This is a genomic window from Lysobacter arenosi (assembly GCF_016613475.2).
In the GTDB taxonomy this organism is placed as follows: domain Bacteria; phylum Pseudomonadota; class Gammaproteobacteria; order Xanthomonadales; family Xanthomonadaceae; genus Lysobacter_J; species Lysobacter_J arenosi.
This window is the reverse complement of record NZ_CP071517.1, coordinates 3,114,559-3,133,953: the sequence shown is the minus strand read 5'-3', so window position 1 is coordinate 3,133,953 and position 19,395 is coordinate 3,114,559. Positions and strand designations below refer to the sequence as shown.

General features: G+C 67.5%; 17 protein-coding genes. 2 read left to right on the top strand and 15 right to left on the bottom strand.

The annotated features are described in order from the left end of the window. Nucleotides 1-19 precede the first annotated feature (19 nt). The 3 genes from HIV01_RS14415 to HIV01_RS14405 form a co-directional block, all read right to left on the bottom strand. Nucleotides 20-778: a TorF family putative porin gene (locus HIV01_RS14415; protein WP_200608202.1), complete on the bottom strand. Its 759-nt coding sequence runs from the start codon at nucleotides 776-778 to the stop codon at nucleotides 20-22. A gap of 227 nt (nucleotides 779-1,005) precedes the next feature. Beyond that, a complete protein-coding gene (gene glnA / locus HIV01_RS14410; RefSeq protein WP_200608200.1) occupies nucleotides 1,006-2,415 on the bottom strand; it encodes a type I glutamate--ammonia ligase in 1,410 nt (469 codons plus the stop codon). Between the two features lie 288 nt (nucleotides 2,416-2,703). After that, nucleotides 2,704-3,735, bottom strand: coding sequence for a fimbrial protein (locus tag HIV01_RS14405; protein ID WP_200608198.1), 1,032 nt, complete (start codon nucleotides 3,733-3,735; stop codon nucleotides 2,704-2,706). 301 nt (nucleotides 3,736-4,036) lie between these two features. On the opposite strand from HIV01_RS14405, the gene HIV01_RS14400 reads away from it, so the two are divergent. Then, a complete protein-coding gene (locus HIV01_RS14400; protein WP_200608196.1) occupies nucleotides 4,037-4,891 on the top strand; it encodes an undecaprenyl-diphosphate phosphatase in 855 nt (284 codons plus the stop codon). 83 nt (nucleotides 4,892-4,974) lie between these two features. After that, nucleotides 4,975-5,811, top strand: a complete 837-nt coding sequence (locus tag HIV01_RS14395) for an META and DUF4377 domain-containing protein (RefSeq protein WP_200608194.1) — start codon at nucleotides 4,975-4,977, stop codon at nucleotides 5,809-5,811. 13 nt (nucleotides 5,812-5,824) lie between these two features. Here HIV01_RS14395 and HIV01_RS14390 read toward each other — a convergent pair whose 3' ends face one another. The 12 genes from HIV01_RS14390 to HIV01_RS14335 form a co-directional block, all read right to left on the bottom strand. Further along, nucleotides 5,825-6,901, bottom strand: a complete 1,077-nt coding sequence (locus tag HIV01_RS14390) for a sensor domain-containing diguanylate cyclase (RefSeq protein WP_200608192.1) — start codon at nucleotides 6,899-6,901, stop codon at nucleotides 5,825-5,827. A gap of 60 nt (nucleotides 6,902-6,961) precedes the next feature. Further along, nucleotides 6,962-7,588 carry a YbhB/YbcL family Raf kinase inhibitor-like protein gene (locus tag HIV01_RS14385; protein WP_200608190.1) on the bottom strand — a complete coding sequence of 209 codons (627 nt, stop codon included), beginning with the start codon at nucleotides 7,586-7,588 and terminating at the stop codon, nucleotides 6,962-6,964. Nucleotides 7,589-7,709: 121 nt separating this feature from the next. Continuing rightward, the gene (locus HIV01_RS14380; RefSeq protein WP_200608189.1) at nucleotides 7,710-9,776 is read right to left on the bottom strand and encodes a tetratricopeptide repeat protein; all 2,067 of its coding nucleotides are present in this window, start codon (nucleotides 9,774-9,776) and stop codon (nucleotides 7,710-7,712) included. A 104-nt stretch (nucleotides 9,777-9,880) separates the two neighbouring features. Further along, a complete protein-coding gene (locus tag HIV01_RS14375) occupies nucleotides 9,881-10,864 on the bottom strand; it encodes a YheT family hydrolase (protein ID WP_200608596.1) in 984 nt (327 codons plus the stop codon). 77 nt (nucleotides 10,865-10,941) lie between these two features. After that, nucleotides 10,942-11,748 carry a lysophospholipid acyltransferase family protein gene (locus HIV01_RS14370; protein WP_200608187.1) on the bottom strand — a complete coding sequence of 269 codons (807 nt, stop codon included), beginning with the start codon at nucleotides 11,746-11,748 and terminating at the stop codon, nucleotides 10,942-10,944. 170 nt (nucleotides 11,749-11,918) lie between these two features. Then, on the bottom strand, nucleotides 11,919-14,492 hold the full coding sequence (locus HIV01_RS14365) for a glycoside hydrolase family 3 protein (RefSeq protein ID WP_207526981.1): 2,574 nt from the start codon (nucleotides 14,490-14,492) through the stop codon (nucleotides 11,919-11,921). An 88-nt stretch (nucleotides 14,493-14,580) separates the two neighbouring features. Further along, nucleotides 14,581-14,940: a hotdog fold thioesterase gene (locus tag HIV01_RS14360; RefSeq protein WP_245157008.1), complete on the bottom strand. Its 360-nt coding sequence runs from the start codon at nucleotides 14,938-14,940 to the stop codon at nucleotides 14,581-14,583. A 364-nt stretch (nucleotides 14,941-15,304) separates the two neighbouring features. Next, nucleotides 15,305-15,493, bottom strand: a complete 189-nt coding sequence (locus tag HIV01_RS14355) for a hypothetical protein (protein WP_200608182.1) — start codon at nucleotides 15,491-15,493, stop codon at nucleotides 15,305-15,307. Between the two features lie 45 nt (nucleotides 15,494-15,538). Then, complete coding sequence (locus HIV01_RS14350) at nucleotides 15,539-15,736, bottom strand: hypothetical protein (RefSeq protein ID WP_200608180.1); 198 nt, start codon at nucleotides 15,734-15,736, stop codon at nucleotides 15,539-15,541. Between the two features lie 392 nt (nucleotides 15,737-16,128). Further along, nucleotides 16,129-18,198, bottom strand: a complete 2,070-nt coding sequence (locus tag HIV01_RS14345) for a phospholipase D family protein (RefSeq protein WP_200608178.1) — start codon at nucleotides 18,196-18,198, stop codon at nucleotides 16,129-16,131. After that, the gene (locus HIV01_RS14340) at nucleotides 18,198-18,812 is read right to left on the bottom strand and encodes a YceI family protein (protein WP_200608176.1); all 615 of its coding nucleotides are present in this window, start codon (nucleotides 18,810-18,812) and stop codon (nucleotides 18,198-18,200) included. The genes HIV01_RS14345 and HIV01_RS14340 overlap by 1 nt, the downstream gene beginning before the upstream one ends. Nucleotides 18,813-18,835: 23 nt before the next feature. Then, nucleotides 18,836-19,312: a SixA phosphatase family protein gene (locus HIV01_RS14335; RefSeq protein ID WP_200608174.1), complete on the bottom strand. Its 477-nt coding sequence runs from the start codon at nucleotides 19,310-19,312 to the stop codon at nucleotides 18,836-18,838. Nucleotides 19,313-19,395: the final 83 nt, after the last annotated feature.

Below are 19,395 nucleotides of genomic sequence, written 5' to 3'. Positions count from 1 at the left end.
CGTCAGTTGGATGGCACGCTCAGAAGGTCTTGGTCAGGGTCAGCACCACGGTGTCTTCGCCGAGGTAGTTGCCGTAGCGGTTGGTGTAGAGCGCTTCCTCGGCGTCGGTGTCGAGGTAGGCCAGGGCGATGGCGAAGCCGCCGTCGAAGGACTTGGTGACGCCGAGCTTCCAGTCGACGTACTCGAAGTCCTCGTTGTTCTCGATCCACTGCTTGCCGGCGTGGGCGTTGAGCGTCCACGTCGGGACGAACTCCCAGTTCACCGCCGCGTCGAGATAACCGCTGCCGTCGGAGTCGGCGTAGCCGAACAGATCGGTCAGGGCGTAGGAGTACTTGGCGGCGAACACGCCGGCGCTGATGCCGAAGTAGATTTCGCCGGTGTCTGGGCTGTTGAAGCCCGAGGGATAGTCACCGGGATACCAGTAGTACAACGCACCGACATCGAAGCCCACGCTCTCGCCGAACTTGCCACGGTAGCCACCGTAGAAGTCGAGCTCGACGCTGTTGGAGATCGAATCGGGAAAGACGTTGGTGTCTGACAGCCAGCTGACGTTGCTGCCCCAGCTGCCGACGTAGAAGCCACTGTCGGCGGCATATTCGATGCCACCCTGCAGGGCCGGTTCCTGGTTGTTCTGCGAGATGCCGCGGAAAAGGTAATCACTGGTCAGTGCCAGTGAGCCGGACGTGCCGGCGTATGCGTTGGCCATTCCCATCCCGACAAGCGCGATGGAGACGATGGTTGCAGCGCAGGTCTTGCTTGCAGTGGTTCGAGACGACATGACGCAGGCTCCTCATAAGCGGTGGCCCCTCCCCGGTCATTGCTTCGTGCTCTTGCAACGCGGACGTTGGTGTCGTCTCCCGCGCCATCACTGGGACGCACTTCGCCTTGCGGCGGGCGCAGCCCGTCGATCTGGGTTACCTCGTGGATTGGTTGAAACGGCAGGGAGGAGGCGAAGAGCACCCCACCCCAACCCTCCCCTGCATTCGCAGGGGAGGGAGCAAGGCGTCAGACGGTGTAGTACATCTGGTATTCGAGCGGGTGCGTGGCGGCGCGGAAACGCGTCACTTCCTGCATCTTCAGCGCGATGTAGCCGTCGATGAAGTCATCGGTGAACACGCCGCCGGCCTTGAGGAAGTCGCGATCCTTGTCGAGTGCTTCCAGCGCCTGGTCGAGGCTGTGGCACACGGTCGGGATGTTCTTCTCTTCTTCCGGCGGCAGGTCGTACAGGTCCTTGTCGCTCGGAGCGCCCGGGTCGATCTGGTTCTTGATGCCGTCCAGGCCGGCCATCATCAGCGCGGCGAAGGTCAGGTAGCCCGACTGGATCGGATCCGGGAAACGGATCTCGATGCGGCGCGCCTTCGGATTGGACACGAACGGAATGCGGCAGCTGGCCGAGCGGTTGCGGGCCGAGTAGGCCAGCATCACCGGTGCTTCGTAACCCGGCACCAGGCGCTTGTAGCTGTTGGTGCCCGAGTTGGTGAAGGCGTTGAGCGCGCGGGCGTGCTTGAAGATGCCGCCGATGTACCACAGCGCCATCTGCGACAGGCCACCGTAGCCGTCACCGGTGAACAGGTTGACGCCGCCCTTGGCCAGCGACTGGTGCACGTGCATGCCGCTGCCGTTGTCGCCGACGATGGGCTTGGGCATGAAGGTCGCGGTCTTGCCGTTGCGGTGGGCGACGTTCTTGATGACGTACTTCATCGTCATCAGCTCGTCGGCCTTCTTCACCAGCGAGTTGAACTTGGTGCCGATCTCGCACTGGCCGGCGTTGGCCACTTCGTGGTGGTGCACTTCCACTTCCATGCCGACCAGTTCCAGCGTCTTGCACATCTCGGCGCGCAGGTCGTGCAGCGAGTCGAGCGGTGCGACCGGGAAGTAGCCGCCCTTCACCATCGGGCGGTAGCCGGTGTTGCCACCGTCGTATTCGCGGCCGGAGTTCCAGTGCGCTTCTTCCGAGTCGATGTGGAAGAAGGTGTGGCCCATTTCATTGGCGAAGCGGACCGAGTCGAAGATGAAGAATTCCGGTTCCGGACCGAAGAAGGCCTGGTCGGCGATGCCGCTGGACTTGAGGAAGGCCTCGGCGCGCTTGGCGACGCCGCGCGGATCGCGCGAATAGGCCTGCATGGTCGCCGGGTCGAGGATGTCGCAGGTCAGCACCAGCGTCGGGTCGGCGGTGAACGGGTCCAGGAACGCCGTGCTGGCGTCGGGCAGCAGGACCATGTCGGACTCGTTGATGCCCTTCCAGCCGCTGATCGAGGAACCGTCGAACATCTTGCCGTCCTCGAACAGGCCCGGCTCGACGATCGACTTCGGAAACGTCACGTGGTGCTGCACGCCGCGCATGTCGACGAAGCGCAGGTCAACGAATTCGACCTTGTGGTCCTTGATCAGCTTTTCTACGTGTTCGAGCGACATGGGTACTCCGGGACAGGGGAATGACAATTCGGGAAAAGCCGGCCGCGTGGGCCGCACTTGTCTATACGAACGCAATGACCGTGCCAACTTTTGCAGCATCGTAAGGCATTGATTTTCAAGCAGGCGCTGGCAGCGAGGGCACGAGATCGCACCATTGTGGTGCGCCAGGAAGGACTAATGCCTCAATCCGGTGCAGGCGCCGATCCGGTATGCCGCCGCGTCGCGCTATGAACTGTTGCACGTGCTCGGCCCGTACTCCGACGCGCAATCCGCACCGACTGCGTGTGCCTATTGGTACGACAGGGTGAACGTTGACAGCGCCTGCACCGTGCCGGCGCCCACTGTGCTGCCTGTCCGGACAAACCGAGCCTGGAATGGAATCTGCACCGCGCCCGATTGCACCCCCAGGCTGATGCTGTTGGTGCTTGGAACCGAGCTGGTGGTGTATGAGTTGGGCGCTGGGCCGTACTTGACCAGTGCGCCTGCGTAGAGCATCTGGACACCGACACCTAAGGCGGTGGACGCGGCGGACAGCGTGAGCGTGGTGGACTCGTTGGACGGCAGCGTCGCGTCCGTCATGCTGATCCTGACATTGCTACCGCTTTCGCAGTTCAGCGAGATGTTGAACGGGGCAGCGTTGGAAGTCGCACCGATGCTCGGCAGCAACGAGCCGCTGACGGTGCCCAGCGCCACCGAGATGTTGGATTGGGTGACACTGCACGATGCAACCGGCGTTGGCAGAATCGTGTATTGAAGGCGGATGGTACTGTTGCCGGCGGAGCCGCCGTTGGCCCATGCTTGGTTGGGTATATGGGCTGACGTCGGCAAGGTGCCGCTGCCCTGCGCGACGATGCTCGCGGCTTTGACCAGTTCGAAAGAGCCCTGGAGGGTGTTTGCGCCAGCGCTGGCGGGGCCCAGATTGAATGTAGATCTGGAATATTGGTAGTCGATGGGCGCCAGTATGTTTCCGCTGGCGTCACGCAAGCGGAAACCAAGCCCCCCACTCATGCCGCCCCAGGTGTAGACGTCGGTGAATCCCGGGTACAGGTTGAATCCTCCTTGGCCACCGTTGTTGGTCAGATACCAGCGACTGCCGGCAGCAGGGGGGCCGTTGATGCAGTTCACCGGGATTGCGTAGCTGGCCAGCGCGCCCGGGATGGCCTGCCCGATCGGGAGGCTGCTCGGAACGGAAACACTGGGGATATTGACCGTGATTGGCAGTGGAGCGGAACAGCTGATGGCCGCGGCTCCTTGCGAAACCATGGCCAGGCACAAGGCGACGAAGCAGGCCCGCAAGCGGCGATTGCAGGGATTGGTCATGAGGGCTAACACTGGAAGTGAACAGGATCCTGGCAAGCCAGCGCAAGCACGGCTGATCCTGCTCCGGCCCATTGGTCAAGGTGTGATTCAGTCGTCACATGGTGGTACCTCTGCGCCAACCGAGGAATCAGATTGTTCTGAGATATGAGGCCTCGCGGCTCTTCACGCGACGCCACGGCCCGAACCGACTGGGCGTCAGGCCTTGCCGGCCTCTCGATGCCTCAACCGGGTGCAAATGCCGATCCGGTATGCTGCCGCGTCGCGCGAACCCCGCCCCCACACACTTCCGACGGCCCATTGCATGACTGATCTGCTCGCCGCGCTGCTGCTCGGCATCATCGAAGGCATCACCGAGTTCCTGCCGATCTCCAGCACCGGCCACCTGCTGATTGCCGAACGCTGGCTCGGCCACCGCAGCGATCTGTTCAACATCTCGATCCAGGCCGGCGCGATCCTCGCGGTGGTGCTGATCTACCGGCAACGCCTGTGGGACCTGGCGATGGGCTTCATCGGCCGCGGCGCCAGCGCCGGGCACAGCCCGGCCGGCATGGCGCTGACCCCGGCGCAGGCGCGCGACTACGCGTTCAAGCTCGCCGCCGCGTTCGGCGTGACCGCGGTGCTCGGCATCGTGGTCAAGAAGCTCGGCTTCGAACTGCCCGACCAGGTGACGCCGATCGCATGGGCGCTGGTGCTCGGTGGCCTGTGGATGATCGCGGCCGAGCATTTCGCCGCCAAGCGCGCGGCCAAGCTCGGCGAACGCGCTGCGATCACCTGGACGGTGGCGATCCTGGTCGGCATTGCCCAGGTCGTGGCCGGCGTGTTCCCGGGCACGTCGCGTTCGGCGGCGACGATCTTCGTCGCGCTGCTGGCCGGCACGACCTCGCGTGCGGCGGCCACCGAGTTCGCGTTCCTGGTCGGCATCCCGACCATGTTCGCGGCGACCGCGTACGAACTGATGGACGTGATCGGCAACGGCCAGGCCGCGCACGAGGACTGGACCGCGCTGGCGGTGGCCTTCGTCGCTTCGGCGATCACCGCGTTCGTGGCGGTGAAGTGGCTGCTGCATTACATCCAGAGCCATCGCTTCACCGCGTTCGCGATCTATCGCTTCGTGCTGGGCGCGGCGCTGCTGTTGCTGGTTCCGACCGGAAGCTGAATCCTTACCGGCGCGCCTTCGCGCGCCTTCACCCCGTTTTAGGTCGTCTTGCGTTCCCATTGGCACCCGCAATGGAGACCGCAATGAACCGACTGATGCTGCTTGCCCTTCCCCTGGCCCTCGCCGCCTGCGCCAAGGCGCCGACCCCTTCGGAGGCAACCACGCCAACCGCCACTCAGGCACCGGTGGCGACGAGTGCACCCGCCGCGTCGATCGACCAGGCCGCGCTGGCCAGCCAACACTGGCAGCTTGAGCAGGCGGTCGATGCCAAGGGCCAGCGCATCGAGGCGCTGTTCGCCCGCGCCGACAAACCGTTGCAGCTGGATTTCCGCGACGGTCGCGTCAGCGTCGGCAACGCCTGCAACCGCATGGGCGGCGGCTACACGATCAGCGGTGACCGCCTGCAGGTGGCGCGCATGGCCGCGACGCTGATGGCCTGCACCGATCCGAAGCTGATGGCACTCGACCAGGCCATCGGCAAGCGCCTGGAGGCAGCGCAGACGATCGCGCTGCGCAGCGATGCCGAGCCGCAACTGACGCTGACTTCCGCCGACGGCGAGGTACTGACGTTCCGCGGCGAACCCACGGCCGAGACGCGTTATGGCGGTTCGGGCGAGACCGCGTTCTTGGAAGTCGCCGCCCAGGCCAAGCCCTGCAGCCACCCGCTGATCCCGAACAAGCAATGCCTGCAGGTGCGCGAGCTCCACTATGACGATCGCGGCATCAAGACCGGCACGCCCGGCGACTGGCAGGCGCTGTACCAGGACATCGAGGGCTACGAGCACACCGACGGCGTGCGCAATGTCGTGCGGGTGAAGCGCTACACGATCAAGAACCCGCCGGCCGACGGCTCTTCGATCGCGTATGTACTCGACATGGTGGTCGAATCGGAGAACGTCACCGCCGCAAAGGCCAAGTAAAGCGCAGCGCGACTCAGGCCGGCACGCGCGATGGCTTGCCGGCCTTGATCGCGTACATCGCGGCGTCGGCCTGCATCAGCAGTTCGGAGAGGCTGGCGCCCGGTGTGTCCGCCGGATCGATCACGCCCACGCTCAGCGACAGCGCATAAGGCCGGTTGGCGTGCAAGGCCGCCAACTGCTTCAGGCCCAGTTCGACGCGACGTCGCACGGTCGATTCGTCGAGCGCGTCCAGCGCCAGCACGGCGAACTCGTCACCGCCCCAGCGCGCGAGCACGTCGGCTTCGCTGAACACCACGCGCAGCAGTTCCGCCGCCTGCCGGATCATCACGTCGCCGGCGGCATGGCCGTGGCGGTCGTTGACCTGCTTGAGGCCGTCAAGGTCGATGAAGATCAGCCGGCACGGCTGGTGCAGGCGCCGCACCACTTCCAGCTCCTGCGTCGCCAGCACCTGGAAGCCACGGCGGTTGTGCAGGCCGGTGAGCTCGTCGGTCAGCGACAGCAGGCGCACCTCGCGCTCGGCGCGTTCGCGCTCGAGCATTTCCTCGCGCAGCAACTGGTTGGTGCGCGCCAGCTCCTCGGTGCGGTCGAGCACGCGCTGCTCCAGCTCGGCGTGCATCTGGATGTTCTCCAGCGCGACCGAGGTGGCATTGGCGAGGGTCTGCAGCAGGTGCGTCTCGTCCGCGCTGGGGGCGTGGTGCTGCGCCCAGTAGCTGCCGATCGCGCCGATGGGCTCGATGGTGCGGATCGGCGTCATCAGCAGGCTGCGCACGAACGTCGGACGATAGGCCGCGTGCGGGATGCGCTCGTCGGCGTAGATGTCCTCGATGGCGACCGCGCTGCGGTTGAGCATGCACCAGCCACTGATGCACTGGCTCAGCGGAAAGCGCTGGCCTTTCCACAACGGCGAGATGGCGTCTTCGTCGTAGTAGTAGCACTGGCCGGCATCGCGCAGGACCAGCGTGGCACCGTCGGAGCCGGCGAGTGTGCGCGCGGTGGCGCGCACGATCGTCGCCACGCTGTCGAGGTCGCGTGCCAGCGACAGCTGCTGCACGGCCTCGACCAGCGACTCCAGTTTTTCCTGGTATTGCATCGCAACTCCCCTGTGCGATGGCGTGCCCGTGTTGGCGGGTGAGGAGTCAGTCCCTGACGTTCAATCCTTGACGCTGGCGTTGAGCGAGTACGTGCCGTAGATCGCCACTTCGTCCAGGACGTGTCCGTGCATGGCCTTGGTTGCCTGCGCAGCGGTGAAGCGGTCCGGCACTGGCAGGTGGTCGATGTCGAGCGCGAACAGGCGGAAGAAATAGCGGTGCAGGCGCAGGTCGTTCGGCGGAGGGAACGGGCCGTCGTAGCCGAACCAGTCGCCGGCCAGCGAGGCATCCTCGGCGAACCAACCGGTGTAGTCGTTCATGCCCTGGCGCGCGCCTTCCGGACCGGCCGGACGGGTCTTGCCGTGCGGCACGACGCCGTCGCTGCAGCTGCCGGCGACGATCTGGCTGACGCTGGTCGGAATGTCGACCATCGCCCAGTGCACGAAGTCGCAGCGCGGCTGCTCCGACGGAATCAGCACGCCGGGCTTGCCGACCATCTCCGGCTCGGTCGGCACATCCGGATCGACACACAGCAGCACGAAGGATTTCGTCCCCGCCGGGGCATCGCCCCAAGCCAGGTGCGGATTGCGGTTGGGCGCAAAACCGAAGCCGTCGGCGGTGGCCTGGCCGGCGGCGAATTCCGCCGGGATGCGCTGGCGGTGCTCGAAGCTGTCACTGCGGATGTACATGGGGGTCCTCCTTGCCGGGCCGGTCGGGTCCGGGTGCAATGTCCGCGCAGGCTACGCCACCACCGCACCGGACTGCCATACGACGAAGTCGACCTTCGTCGGCGGGCTTGTTTGGCCGACCTTATTCCGCCGGATAGCCCAGGCGCTGCGCCACCGGTGCCAGTACCGCGAACTCCTCGGCCAGGGCGTCCTTGAACCGGCGCCAGTGACCTGCGGCGAAATGCGGCGGTCCGATCTGTTCCTGCGGAACCACCGCCACGCGCGCGCCGAGTGCATCGGCGACGGCCTGGGCGACGCCGGTCGGATTGGCGTCGTCCATCTTGATCAGGCGATGCGGGAACAGGTCCTGCTCGTTGAGTTCGGCGATCTGATCCATGGTCCGGGCCAGCCAGCGCGCGCCTTCCAGCGGCGAGGCCAGGGCCAGCGGCACCGGGCCGCCAAAGGCGAGCCAGTCCAGCAGCATGTCGCGCGGGTCGCGCACGGCGACCATCAGCACGGCCTCGGGCAGGTGCGGGCGCAGGCCCAGCAGCAGCGCGTTGTCCCACCACAGCAGCCAGTCGAAGACGTTGCCGTCCTGGATGCCGCGCGAGGGCAGCGCCGCACGCCACAGGCTGACCATGTAGGCCGGGTCGAGCGTGCCGTCGACCAGGCCCGCCACGGTGTTGTAGCGCTGCAGCGGGTCGGTCGGCGGCTGCGCGCCGAAGCGGTCAACCAATAGCGGCGCGCCGGAGTGCTTCAGGGTGGCGCCGATGTATTCGACCAGCGAACCCGGTGCGCCCCACAGCAGCAGCATGCCCGGTGCCGGTTCCGGCAGCGGCGCCAACTCCGGCCACTGCGTGATCGGCTTGCTCGGCTCCGGCAGCGGCAAGCGCTCGCTGACGACGTCGGCGTGCAATTCGGCCCAGGTGGCGGCCGCCGCATCGGGCTGGCCGGCGGCATCGAAGCAGCGACCCAGCAGCTGGCGCAGGCTGCGCTTGACGCTCGGGTCCGGCGCCTGTGCCAGCAGGCCTTCCACGCGCAGGATCGCGGCATCGGGATCGGTGCGCAGCAGCTGGTCGACGATGCGCAGCTCGGCCAGGGTGTGGCCCGGCTGCAGCTCGGTGATGCGTTGAGCGATGGCGAACGCCTGGTCGTGCTCGCCGGTCTGGTCGTGCAGGGTCGACTGCGCCTCCAGTGCCGGGATGTAGTCGGGCATCGCCTTGCGCCAGCGCGCGATCACTTCGCGCGCCTGGTCGCCGGCGAATTCCTCGAACAGCAGGCGCGCGCGCCACAGGTCCGGTGCCTGCGGGTGCTCGGCCAGCGTCGCGTCGAGCGTCTCACGCGCTTCGTCGAGGCGTTCCAGGCGGCGCCAGGCTTCGATCAGCGCCAGGATGTTGCGGCGATCCAGCGGCTGCGCGGCGAAGGCGGTGCGCAGCCGCGGCAGCGCGAGTTCGGTGCGGCCGGCATCGAGTTCCAGCTCGCCGACCAGGCGGTGCATGCCCGGCGTGGCGGTCTCGCCTTCCAGCAGCGGAACCAGCTCGTCGGCGGCCTCGGCCGGGCGCGACTGCAGGCGCAGCAGGTTGGCCACCATCAGGCGCAGCGGACGCGAGGTCGGATCGGTTTCGAGCAGGCTGCGGAAGGCCTGCTCGGCAAAGGCGTGATGGCCCTTGCCGAGGTAGGCGAAGGCGAGCGCATGGCGCAGCTGGGCGTCGCCCGGCGCACGCTCGGCGGCGCCACTGAGGATCGACAGGGCGCGGTCAGCGTCGCCGCGACGCAGCGCCAGCGTGCCTTCGACCGCGGCCACGTGCGGATGCTCCGGGGCGATGCGGGCGGCCGTGCGGACCAGGCGATCGGCTTCGGCGAGGTCGCCGCGGGCAATCGCAAGGTGGGCCTGGATGATGTAGGCCGGGAACTGGTTCGGGTCCAGGCCGGTGGTGCGCGCCAGCGCCGCCTGGGCTTCGTCGATCTGGCGTTCGCTCAGCAGCAGGCCGGCGCGCTCCAGGTGCAGGTTGGCATCGTCCGGCGTCAGTTCGATGGCCTGGCCGATGGCGGCCAGCGCGCCTTCGCGATCGCCGTCCAGGCGCAGGGCGGCGGCCAGCAGGCGGTGCGCGTTGGCGTCCTGCGGCTGGGCGGCGATGGCCTCGCGCGCTGCGGTGAGCGCTTCGCTGGCCGCGCCGCGGCGCAGGGCGTCAATGATCGGTTCGTACATGGACTGCTCGATGATTCAGGCGAAAGCGCGATTGTAGCGGCTACAAGGCGCCCGGCCCGCCTTGCAGGACCGGGTTTTCAGCCTGATTCGAGGGGCTTGGCGGGCTAGCCGGCAGCGTCGAGCATGCGCTGGGCGATCCAGCGCTCGGCGAAGCCGTCCAGGCTGGCGCCCTCGAGGAAGCCGCAATGGCCGCCCCACGGGGCGATCTCCAGTTGCGCGCTCCCGGGCAGGGTCAGCGCATGGAAGCCGTCGACCGGGATGACCGGATCGTCCTGCGCCATCAGGATGCTGGCCGGTACCTGCAACGCGGACAGGCGGTCGCCGGCGATCGAGTAACCGTCGAAGTAGCGTTCAAGCGTGCCGAACTCGGTGTGGCGCTCGACCATCCACTGCGTCAGCGGGCGCATGCGCAGGCCCAGCACCTGGTCGTCGAATGCATGGACCTGCGGGAACAGCTCGCGCTTGCGCGCCAGCGAGTCGCGCCATTTGCGCTCGAAGTACCACAGGTAGAGCGGCAGGCCGTTCTCCATCGACTCCATGGTCCGGGCCGGGTCCAGCACCGGACAGACCGAGGCGACGTGGGCCAGCTCCAGGCCCGCCGCCGGCGCGCGCAGCGCCAGGCGCAGGGCGAAGTTGCCGCCGAGCGAATAGCCGGCCACGGCCATCGACTGTCCCGGGAAGCGCCTGGACACCTCCACCGCCGCGCGCAGGACCTCGTCGATGCGGTTTGAGTGGAACAGCCCCTCGTTGAGGTGGTGGGTGTTGCCGTGGTCGCGGAAGTTGAGGCGGAACACCTCGAAACCGGCCTTGAGCAGCTGCACTGCGGTCAGGCGCATGTAACTGGAGTCGACGCTGCCTTCCCAGCCGTGCAGCAGCAGCACCAGGCCGCGCGATTCGCGGTCGGGCATGGCGCTGTGGAGGCCGTGCAGGCGGGCATCGCCGGCGTCGATCAGGTGTTCGGTGCTGACCGCGCCCAGTTCGGCCAGGCTGCGTTCGCCGTGGCGACGGCGCAGCGAGCTGGAACCGAGCGCCGACTGGACGTGCGCGTTGCGCAGCCAGCGTGGCGGTCGGTAGTCGGCGGCGGTCAGCATGCCTCGGACCATAGCCATACGATTTCGAGTGCGCCCACTAATTTACGATTGCCATGACGATGTAAACGTACAACTCAAGCCGTCATGGCCTCGACAATTCGCGATCGGGCCAGATCGGCAATACGGCGACGTCCGTCGGCCTCGCCCGGGGCGATCGGCGCGAGGAAATGCACTTCGGCCAGTCGCGTCGGCTCACCAAGCAGGCGCACGAAATTGCCCAGGAAGCTCTCGCCCGGCTGGAACGCGACGATGTGCTGGGCTTCGCCGCCCTCGCCATAGCGCAACGCCACCGGCTGCACCGGCACGCCGGCCTCGACCGCGGCCAGGAAGATGCGCGCATGGAACGGGCCGATCTCGCGGCCGCCGCGCGTGCCGCCTTCGGGGAACACGCCGACCGAGCGGCCGGCACGCAGGCGCGCCAGCATCTCGTGCAGCACGCCGCCGAGCGATTCGGTGCTGCCGCGGGAATGGAAAATGGTTTCACCGCGCGCTGCCAGCCAGCCGACCAGGGGCCAGCCTTCGATCTCGCGCTTGGCGACGAAACCCATCATGCGCTGGCTATGCAGGGTCTCGATGTCGATCCAGCTGACGTGGTTGGCGACGAACATCGCCGCGCCCTGCAGCGGTTCGCCGAAACGGCGCAGGCGGAAGCCGAAGATCCACATCAGGCCGGCCGACCAGGCGCGGATCGCGCGATGGTCCAGGCGCTCGTTGCCGACGCGCACGCCGGCGGTGAGTGGCGTACCGAGCAGCAACACCAGCGGCAGGTCGACGACGACGTGCCACAGCAGCAGTGGCACGCGGACGAGGTAACGGAGGACGCGCGCGGCGGGCGCCGCGGTCGGCGCCGTCGCGCCGGCATGGGGGGACGGCGCATTCATTGATGGCACGATACCGAAGCGATGTCGCCGCGGCCAGCGATGTTTCGCCATACGTGGGTGGATGTTGCGGCGATGAATGGCCGTTACGTTCGATCGTGCGGATTACGCAGTGCCTGGCTGGTTCGTGCAGGAGCCGGACGGCTCCTGCACGGATCAATTGCGCGGATGGTTCACTTCAGCGCGCAGGCCATCACCTTCTCGGCATCGCCCTGCGCACCGAGCGAAACCTTCGACAGCGACAGCTGCCTGGGTCCCTTGGCCTTCAAGGTCAGCAAGGTGTCGACCTTGCTCATGTCGGCGCCGGCGGCCTGGAAGCACTTGAGCGGGATGCCCAGCGTGGTCCAGCGCCCGGGTTCAAGGCTGGCGAGGGTGTCGGCGAGCGGCAGCGTCGAACCGCAACCCGGGCCGCAACCCACGCCGATCGAGACATCGCCCTGCGCCGGTGAATCCACGCGCGCGGTCAGCACCAGCATCACGTCGCCGTTGGTCTCGCGAACGAGTTCCTTGGCGGCATCGGAATGCAGCGACACGGTCGCCGTGCCGGCACCGGACCATTCGAAACGGCGCGCGTCTTCCTGCGCCATGTGGTCCACGCCACGCACCTTGATGCTGCCGTCGGCAGACGCGGCCGGCAATGTCGGTGCATCGACCGCCGCACCGCTCGCGCCCTGCAGGCGCATGGTGATTCCCGGTGTCAGCACGCCACGGGCGTAATACACGCCCGGCCGCCCCATCGCCGCCGAAACGCCCGGCTCTTCCGACAGGTTCGCCAGGTTGCCGTCGTCGCCGTAACCCAGGCCATGACCGAAGGCGAACTGCGGCGAGTAGTCCGGCTGGCCGACATTGTTGATGTACTGGTCGGCGCGACGCGGCGAGGAGAAGCCGAGTCGTCCCTTGAAGTCGTGGGCGACCTTGCCGTCGCTGCCGCGCAGCACCACGTCGGCGATGCCACCGCCCTCGCTGCCCGGCAACCAGGCGGCGACGAATGCATCAGCGGCGTTGATTTCGCGGTTCATCCACAACGGCCGGCCGCTGAGGAACACCGCCACCACCGGGATGCCTTCGGCCTTCAGGCGCTTGATCAGTTCGAGGTCGCGATCGTCACCGGGCTTGTACCAAAGCGTCGGGATGTCGCCCTGGAACTCAGCATAGGGATCCTCGCCGAACACGACGATGGCGGCGTCGGGCTTGCGCGTGTAGCGGCCATCGATCGCCAGTTCGGCGTGGCCACCGGCGCTGCGCACGGCGCTGTCGAGTCCTTCCCAGATGGTCTGGCCATTGGGGAAGTCGGCGCGCGTGCTGCCCACGCCCTGCCAGTTGAGTGTCCAGCCGCCACTCTGCTTGCCCATGTCGTTGGCGCCGTCGCCGGCGACGAGCAGGTTGCGCTTGGGATCGAGCGGCAGGACGCGGTTGGCGTTCTTGAGCAGCACCAGCGATTCGCGCACGGCCTGGCGGGCGATGGCGCGGTGCTCCGGTGCACCGAGCAGTTCGAACTTGCCGCCGATCGGGCGCTGCGAAGGCTTGCCGGCGTCGAACAGGTGCAGGCGGTACTTCACCCGCAGCACGCGGCGCACGGCGTCGTCCAGGCGCGCCACCGGCAACTCGCCGGAGCGTGCGGCGGCGAGCGTGCTTTCGTAGACCGCCTTCCAGGTGTCGGGCGCCATGAACATGTCGATGCCGGCGACGACCACCGCCGGGCAGCCATCGTTGCTGCAGCCCGGCACCTGGCCGTGGGCATTCCAGTCGGTGACGACGAAGCCGTCGAAGTTCATGCGCTCTTTCAGCACGTCGGTGATCAGGCCCTTGTTCGCGGCCAGCTTGATGCCGTGCCAGCTGCTGAAGGAGGTCATCACCGCCTGCGCGCCAATCGCCACCGCCGGCGGATAGCCGGCCGCGTGCACGTCACGCAGTACCTGTTCGCTGGCGAGGTTGTCGCCCTGGTCCTTGCCTTCGGCCGTGCCGCCGTCGCCGACGTAGTGCTTGACCGAGGAGATCACATGCTGGCCGTCGAGGAACCCCGGCGTGCCGGGCTTGCCCTGCAGGCCTTCGACCATCGCCGCCGAGTACGCGGCCACCACCTGGGGTTGTTCCGAATAGCCTTCGTAGGCGCGACCCCAGCGGTCGTCCTGCGGCACCGCCACGGTCGGGGCGAACGCCCACTCCATGCCGGTGACGCGGGTTTCGATCGCGGTGACGCGGCCGATCTCGCGGATCAGCGCGGGGTCGCGCGCGGCGCCCAGGCCGACGTTGTGCGGGAAGACGGTTGCGCCGACAACGTTGCTCTGGCCGTGCACGGCATCGATGCCGAACAGGATCGGGATCGCCTTGCCGCCGCCGCTGGTGTCCATCGACGCTTCGTAAAAGGCATCGGCGAGGGCCAGCCATGCCTCGGGCGGTGCGTTGTACTTGGCGCCGGGGTCGGAGTTGCCGCCGGCCAGGACCGAACCGAGGCGGTACTTGCGAACGTCATCGGGGGTGAGCGTGGCGATGTCGCCCTGGACGATCTGCCCGACTTTCTCTTCCAGCGTCATCGTCGCCAGCAGCTTGTCGATGCGGCGCTCCATCGCGCGGTCGAGCGGTACGGCGCGCGCCACTTTCGGCCACAGCTCGGGATGGACGCTGCCATCGTCGGCGGCAACGACGGCGCCGGTGCCTGTCACCAGGCCCACTGCCACCAGTCCTGCCCAGATGCCCTTCCTGCGCGGTCGCACCGCACGCACTGCTGTGTCCAAGGCCGTCTCCATGATCCCCACGCCAGGCGCTTTCGCTGGCGGGGCAAGACTGCGGCCCTTCGACTGGCGACGTCAATAAAGAGCCGGTTAGACCTTAGGTCTAGGTGCGCGCCACCACCGCCAGGGTCAGGCGCGAGATGCAGACCAGGCGGCCGCGCTCGTCTTCGATGCGGATGTCCCAGACCTGGGTGCGCGCGCCGACGTGGATGGGTCGTGCGGTACCGGTGACGATGCCGTCGCGCGCGGCGCGCAGGTGGTTGGCGTTGATCTCGATGCCGACGCAGACCTCGTCGCTGCCGACGCACAGATTGCCGGCGCTGCTGCCCAGGGTCTCGGCCAGCAGGACCGAGGCGCCGCCGTGCAGCAACCCGTAGGGCTGACGGGTGCGCTCATCAACCGGCATGGTGCCGCGGACGAAGTCGGGGCCGATTTGCGTGAAGACGATTCCCAGCGGTTCCATCGCGGTGCCCTTGGACAGCGCGTTGAGATCGGCAAGGTCGGGGATGCCGCGGAACGGCGAGCGCTGCGGCGGGGGGGGGGTGTCGTCGCTCATTTGGTCACCTTAGCCCAGCGCGGGCGGTGACTGCCAGCCATTGCGGCGGCTCAGGAGAGGGTGGCGAACCGAGGTGTCACGGAGCAAAAAAATCGGCCCGGAGGACGGCGCGTCGCCACGGAGAGAGTCCGACGAGCCGGCCCCGGGCCAGGGGGAAGTGAGAGGTGCCTTGTGTGGAGCGGTGGTACGGGTGGAGCGGTTGGTGCTGATCAGGAGTTACTGCTGCGACAGCGTCATTCGATACGTTCATCCGGTGGGTTCTTCGCTCGGATCACGCGCAACGGAAGCGCGGCTGCATCCAGTCCTGGGCGTAGTGGCGGCTGGTGGCATAGCCGCTGCTGTTGCCGTAGCCGACGCCGAAGTCACGCTCGCGGTGAACATGGCGCTGCGGCATCGGAACTACGTTCGAGCGCGGAGCAGCGGAGACGGGGACGGTCGGGGTGCGGGTGAAGGCGTTCATGGCGTGGTCCTGGCGAAGAGGTATTGCGGTGTGGCGAGTAGCGGTTCAGGCGCAACGGAAGCGCGTCGGGCCCCACTCGGAGGTGTAGCGGCGGTTGCTGGCATAGCCACTGCTGTTGCCGTAGCCGATGCCGAAATCGCGTTCGCGATGGGCGCGGGCCGGGGCGGCGTTGAGCAGGTTGGCAGTCAGGCGGGCCGGGGCGGCCGGCTTGGCAAACAGGTTGGAGAGGCGGATGGCGTTCATGGCGTTGTCCTTTGTCAGTGGGGGTGTGACTTGGTGTGTTGGTAGACTACAACACCAGATCGATTCCGCCATGGGCCAGAAGTCACCCCACCGAAGACCTACCTGGTGAAGCGGGACCGCATTCGGAACTTGCTGATATAGATAGTTATTTCGAGCGAACCGTTGCCATGACTGATGGCAGGGGTGATCGCTCCGGGTCACGCTGACGGCCCGGAGACCCCCGATCCGGGCCAACAGGGACAGTGACGGGCGTCACGGTAAGCATGCTGAATGGGGACTCGCGGGCGGGGGTCGAAGTGGCCAGTGCGCGAAACCGGACCCAAGGTGGTCCCGGACGGGGCCACGGAGCTGTCCCCGTAGTTGCCTGGAGTCCTGAAAGGGGCTGCCCAGCCTCAGAGAATCGGGGCCAGCCCCGCGCCGAACGCGGTGAAGATCCGCGTGGTGATCCCCTTCAGCCCCAGCGCCACTTCCGGAAAGTCACCGACCGGGGTGTAGCAGGCGCGAAAGCCCGGATCGCTCGGCAGCAACGGCTGCGGGCACTCCGGTCCGGGAACGAACTCGTAGCTGGTGGCATAGCGCATCGGCCACAGGTCGAAGATCGGCATCGCCTCGAACATCTTGCCGATCGAATAGTCCAGGCCGGAGAACACCGGCGGCTTGTCGCGGCGCGCGATCACCCACGAGTTGGCCGGCTCCATGTCGCGACGGATGCTCTGCGCCAACGCCTGCGCGAACGCCACGTCCTCGATCACCACCGCGCTCTCGGTGTTGTAGTGATCACCGCGCGGATCGAAGTTGTGCGTGCCGACCACGCCGATCCTCTCGTCGATCACCATCGACTTGGCATGCATGCCGATGCGCACGCCGGCACGTTCCAGCGGCACCGGCTGGTTGGCCTTGCGTGAGCCGTAGCGCAGCGCGGTGTACTCGCGCGACAGCGCGCGCCGGTACTGCTCGCGTTCAAGCGCGCTGCGACGGTCGTAACGCTCGCGCAGCTCGCGGTGCGTCTGCTGCGGGCTTGCAGGCGCGCGGCCCGGCGGCTCGGTCTCGATGCCTTCGCCGGTCAGCGCGTTCTCAGGTTCCAGCGAGGTCGGATCGGCATCGGAACCGTCGGGAGCTGCGTCGTCAGGCACCACGTCGCCGCCCGCGCCCGACGAATCGAACGCCGGCAGGGTCGCGCCGGTGGTGGCGACATCGATCGGCGCATCACGCGGGAACGGTTTGTATTCGAAGATATTGAAGCCGAACTCGCGCAGGTAGCGGCGCTTGTACTTGTACGACAGGGCGTAGGCGATGAAGGCGTCGGTCGCGGCCAGGCTGTTGGTCGAGACGATCACGCGCGGCCGCTCCTCGCGCGGGCGCTGGTGCAGTTGCCGGAACATTTCCTGCGCCGCATCCGACAGCACCAGGTAGGGCGTCTGCAACAGCACTTCCTTGCGCGCCGACTCGATCAGCTCGCGCAGCGATCCCGATGCCACCGCCTGCTGGTCGGCGCCATTGCTGTGGTGTTTCTCCGGGGTGTCGGAGATGTAGCGCACGTCGCCCACCAGCATCGCCTGCCGGGCCAGTCGCTGCGTGACCAGGGTGGCATCGGCGGCGTCGCGCTGCATCGCCTGCGCACGTTGCGGCCGCTCGTACACCGCGACCGGCAACGGCGGCACGCCGCCATTGAGCAGTCGATGTCCGACATCGTTGAGGCGTTCGACCGGGACGCTGCGGCGGTCGTTCCAGAACAGCGAGAAGTCCGCGCCCATCACGTGCGCGACCGGACCGGCGACGAGCAGGTCGCGGTCGCGGAAGTTGTACTCGTCGTCCCAGTCGTAATAGTCGTCCTGGTAGTTGCGGCCGCCGGTGATGCCGACGGCGCCGTCGACCAGCAGCAACTTGGTGTGCATGCGCTGGTTGAGCTTGTTCCAGCAGCATGCGGCCGCCAGCGCGTACTGCGGGTAGCTGGTCTGGGCGCGGCCGAGCACCGGGCTGTACAGGCGCAGCTCGAAGTTGGCGTGGGCAGCGGCCAGCGCCGCCAGCGTGTCGACATGCTTGAGCGCCGACAGCTGGTCGATCAGCACGCGCACGCGCACGCCACGGCGCGCGGCGGCCAGCAGCTCGTCCATCACCAGCCGGCCGGCGTCGTCCTCGTCGAAGATGTAGGTCTGCAGGTCGATCGCGGTGGTGGCACTGCGGATCAGGTTGATACGCGCCAGCAAGGCATCCGGGCCGACATCGAGGATGAGCGCGTAATGGTGCGGTGCCTGCTCGGTCGATCCGGCGAAGGCACGCGAGGCCAGCTGGCGCAGCGGCGAAGCTTGCGCGCAGGCGTCGTCGCGCACGCAATCGAGCTGTGTTGGCCGCGCCGCGACCACCATCGCGCTGGCGCGGTCGCGCTCGGCATTGGACAGCGAGGCGCAGCCGGACACCGCCAGCGCCAATGCGACCGCCGCCCACCGCAGCTGCCTGGGCATCACCTGGCCTCGATGACGCGCACGCGCATGGTGAAGCGGACCCGGTCGGTCAGGGCCAGTTGCCAGCCGTCGAGGCCGTAGTCAGAGCGGCTGATGCTGCCGCTGGCGACCACCTCGCAATCCTTGCCCGGCCGGTCGCACGTCGCCGGCGACAGCTCGAACGACTCGATCCGGCTGACGCCATGGATCGTCAACCGGCCGCGCAGGCGGCCGCCGGACTGGATCAGCTGCTGCGGATGCGGGTCGGATTCGAACTCGATCAGCGGGTAGCGTTCCGAATCGAAGAAGCCCGGACCCCGCGCCATGGCGGTGTAGCGCTGGGATTCGGCGACCACGACCGCGCTGGTGCGCAGCACGATGCGGACCAGGTGGCGGCCGTCGGGCAACAGCATCACGTCGCCCTCGTACTGCGGGAAGACGCCGACCACGCGCTGGCCCCAGCGCGTGCGCAGCTCGAAGCCAAAGCGCGTGTAGCGCGTATCGAATGCCTGCACCGTCGCCGCTGCGGGCGCGGCAGCGGGTGCCGACGCCTGGCGGGCCAGCACAGGCCAGCCCCAGCCCCATAACAGGCACGTCCACAGGCACGACATCAGCACGCAGGACAGCAGCGCCACGGGGGCGCATCGCGAACTCGTCGTCACGGCCACCAGAAAGCGCTGAGCTGGGCCACTCCCGGCTCCAGGCTGGTCCCGGCGGGCACGCTCAGCACGGCGATGCCGCCGGGCGGCATGCCGCGGTAATCGCCGGACTGGCCGCTGTGCAGCAGCGCGGCCAGTCGTTCCAGACCGGGGTTGTGGCCGACCACCATCAAGCGCTCGGACTCGCCGTGGGTATCGGCGAGGGCGATCAGCGTCCCCGGGGTCGCCTCGTAGATCGACGGTTCGATGCGCTGGTCGACATAGCCGATCGCGCCCAGCACGGCTTCCAGTGTTTCGCGGGTACGCCGCGAGGGCGAACACAGCACGCAGTCGGGCACCAGCTTGTTGGCCGCCAGCCAGCGGCCGGCAGCTTCGGCCTCGGCCAGCCCTTCGGCCGAGAGGGGGCGGTCCAGGTCGGCCTGGCCGTTACCGGCAGGTTCGGCGTGGGCATGGCGCAGCAGGATCAATTCACGCATTCGCGTCGCTACCTTTTCGCGTCTGGACCGAGGAATCGGATGAAGATCGAGCGTGCATTATCCTCGACCGGCGTGATGTCGAA

Coding starts and splice junctions, on each gene's coding strand:
- HIV01_RS14395 (WP_200608194.1), top strand. CDS start 4,975: ATGAACCGACTGATGCTGCTTGCCCTTCCCCTGGCCCTCGCCGCCTGC.
- HIV01_RS14380 (WP_200608189.1), bottom strand. CDS start 9,776: ATGTACGAACCGATCATTGACGCCCTGCGCCGCGGCGCGGCCAGCGAA.
- glnA (WP_200608200.1), bottom strand. CDS start 2,415: ATGTCGCTCGAACACGTAGAAAAGCTGATCAAGGACCACAAGGTCGAA.
- HIV01_RS14390 (WP_200608192.1), bottom strand. CDS start 6,901: ATGCAATACCAGGAAAAACTGGAGTCGCTGGTCGAGGCCGTGCAGCAG.
- HIV01_RS14400 (WP_200608196.1), top strand. CDS start 4,037: ATGACTGATCTGCTCGCCGCGCTGCTGCTCGGCATCATCGAAGGCATC.
- HIV01_RS14335 (WP_200608174.1), bottom strand. CDS start 19,312: ATGCGTGAATTGATCCTGCTGCGCCATGCCCACGCCGAACCTGCCGGT.
- HIV01_RS14415 (WP_200608202.1), bottom strand. CDS start 778: ATGTCGTCTCGAACCACTGCAAGCAAGACCTGCGCTGCAACCATCGTC.
- HIV01_RS14345 (WP_200608178.1), bottom strand. CDS start 18,198: ATGCCCAGGCAGCTGCGGTGGGCGGCGGTCGCATTGGCGCTGGCGGTG.
- HIV01_RS14405 (WP_200608198.1), bottom strand. CDS start 3,735: ATGACCAATCCCTGCAATCGCCGCTTGCGGGCCTGCTTCGTCGCCTTG.
- HIV01_RS14350 (WP_200608180.1), bottom strand. CDS start 15,736: ATGAACGCCATCCGCCTCTCCAACCTGTTTGCCAAGCCGGCCGCCCCG.
- HIV01_RS14365 (WP_207526981.1), bottom strand. CDS start 14,492: ATGGAGACGGCCTTGGACACAGCAGTGCGTGCGGTGCGACCGCGCAGG.
- HIV01_RS14385 (WP_200608190.1), bottom strand. CDS start 7,588: ATGTACATCCGCAGTGACAGCTTCGAGCACCGCCAGCGCATCCCGGCG.
- HIV01_RS14370 (WP_200608187.1), bottom strand. CDS start 11,748: ATGAATGCGCCGTCCCCCCATGCCGGCGCGACGGCGCCGACCGCGGCG.
- HIV01_RS14355 (WP_200608182.1), bottom strand. CDS start 15,493: ATGAACGCCTTCACCCGCACCCCGACCGTCCCCGTCTCCGCTGCTCCG.
- HIV01_RS14360 (WP_245157008.1), bottom strand. CDS start 14,940: ATGGAACCGCTGGGAATCGTCTTCACGCAAATCGGCCCCGACTTCGTC.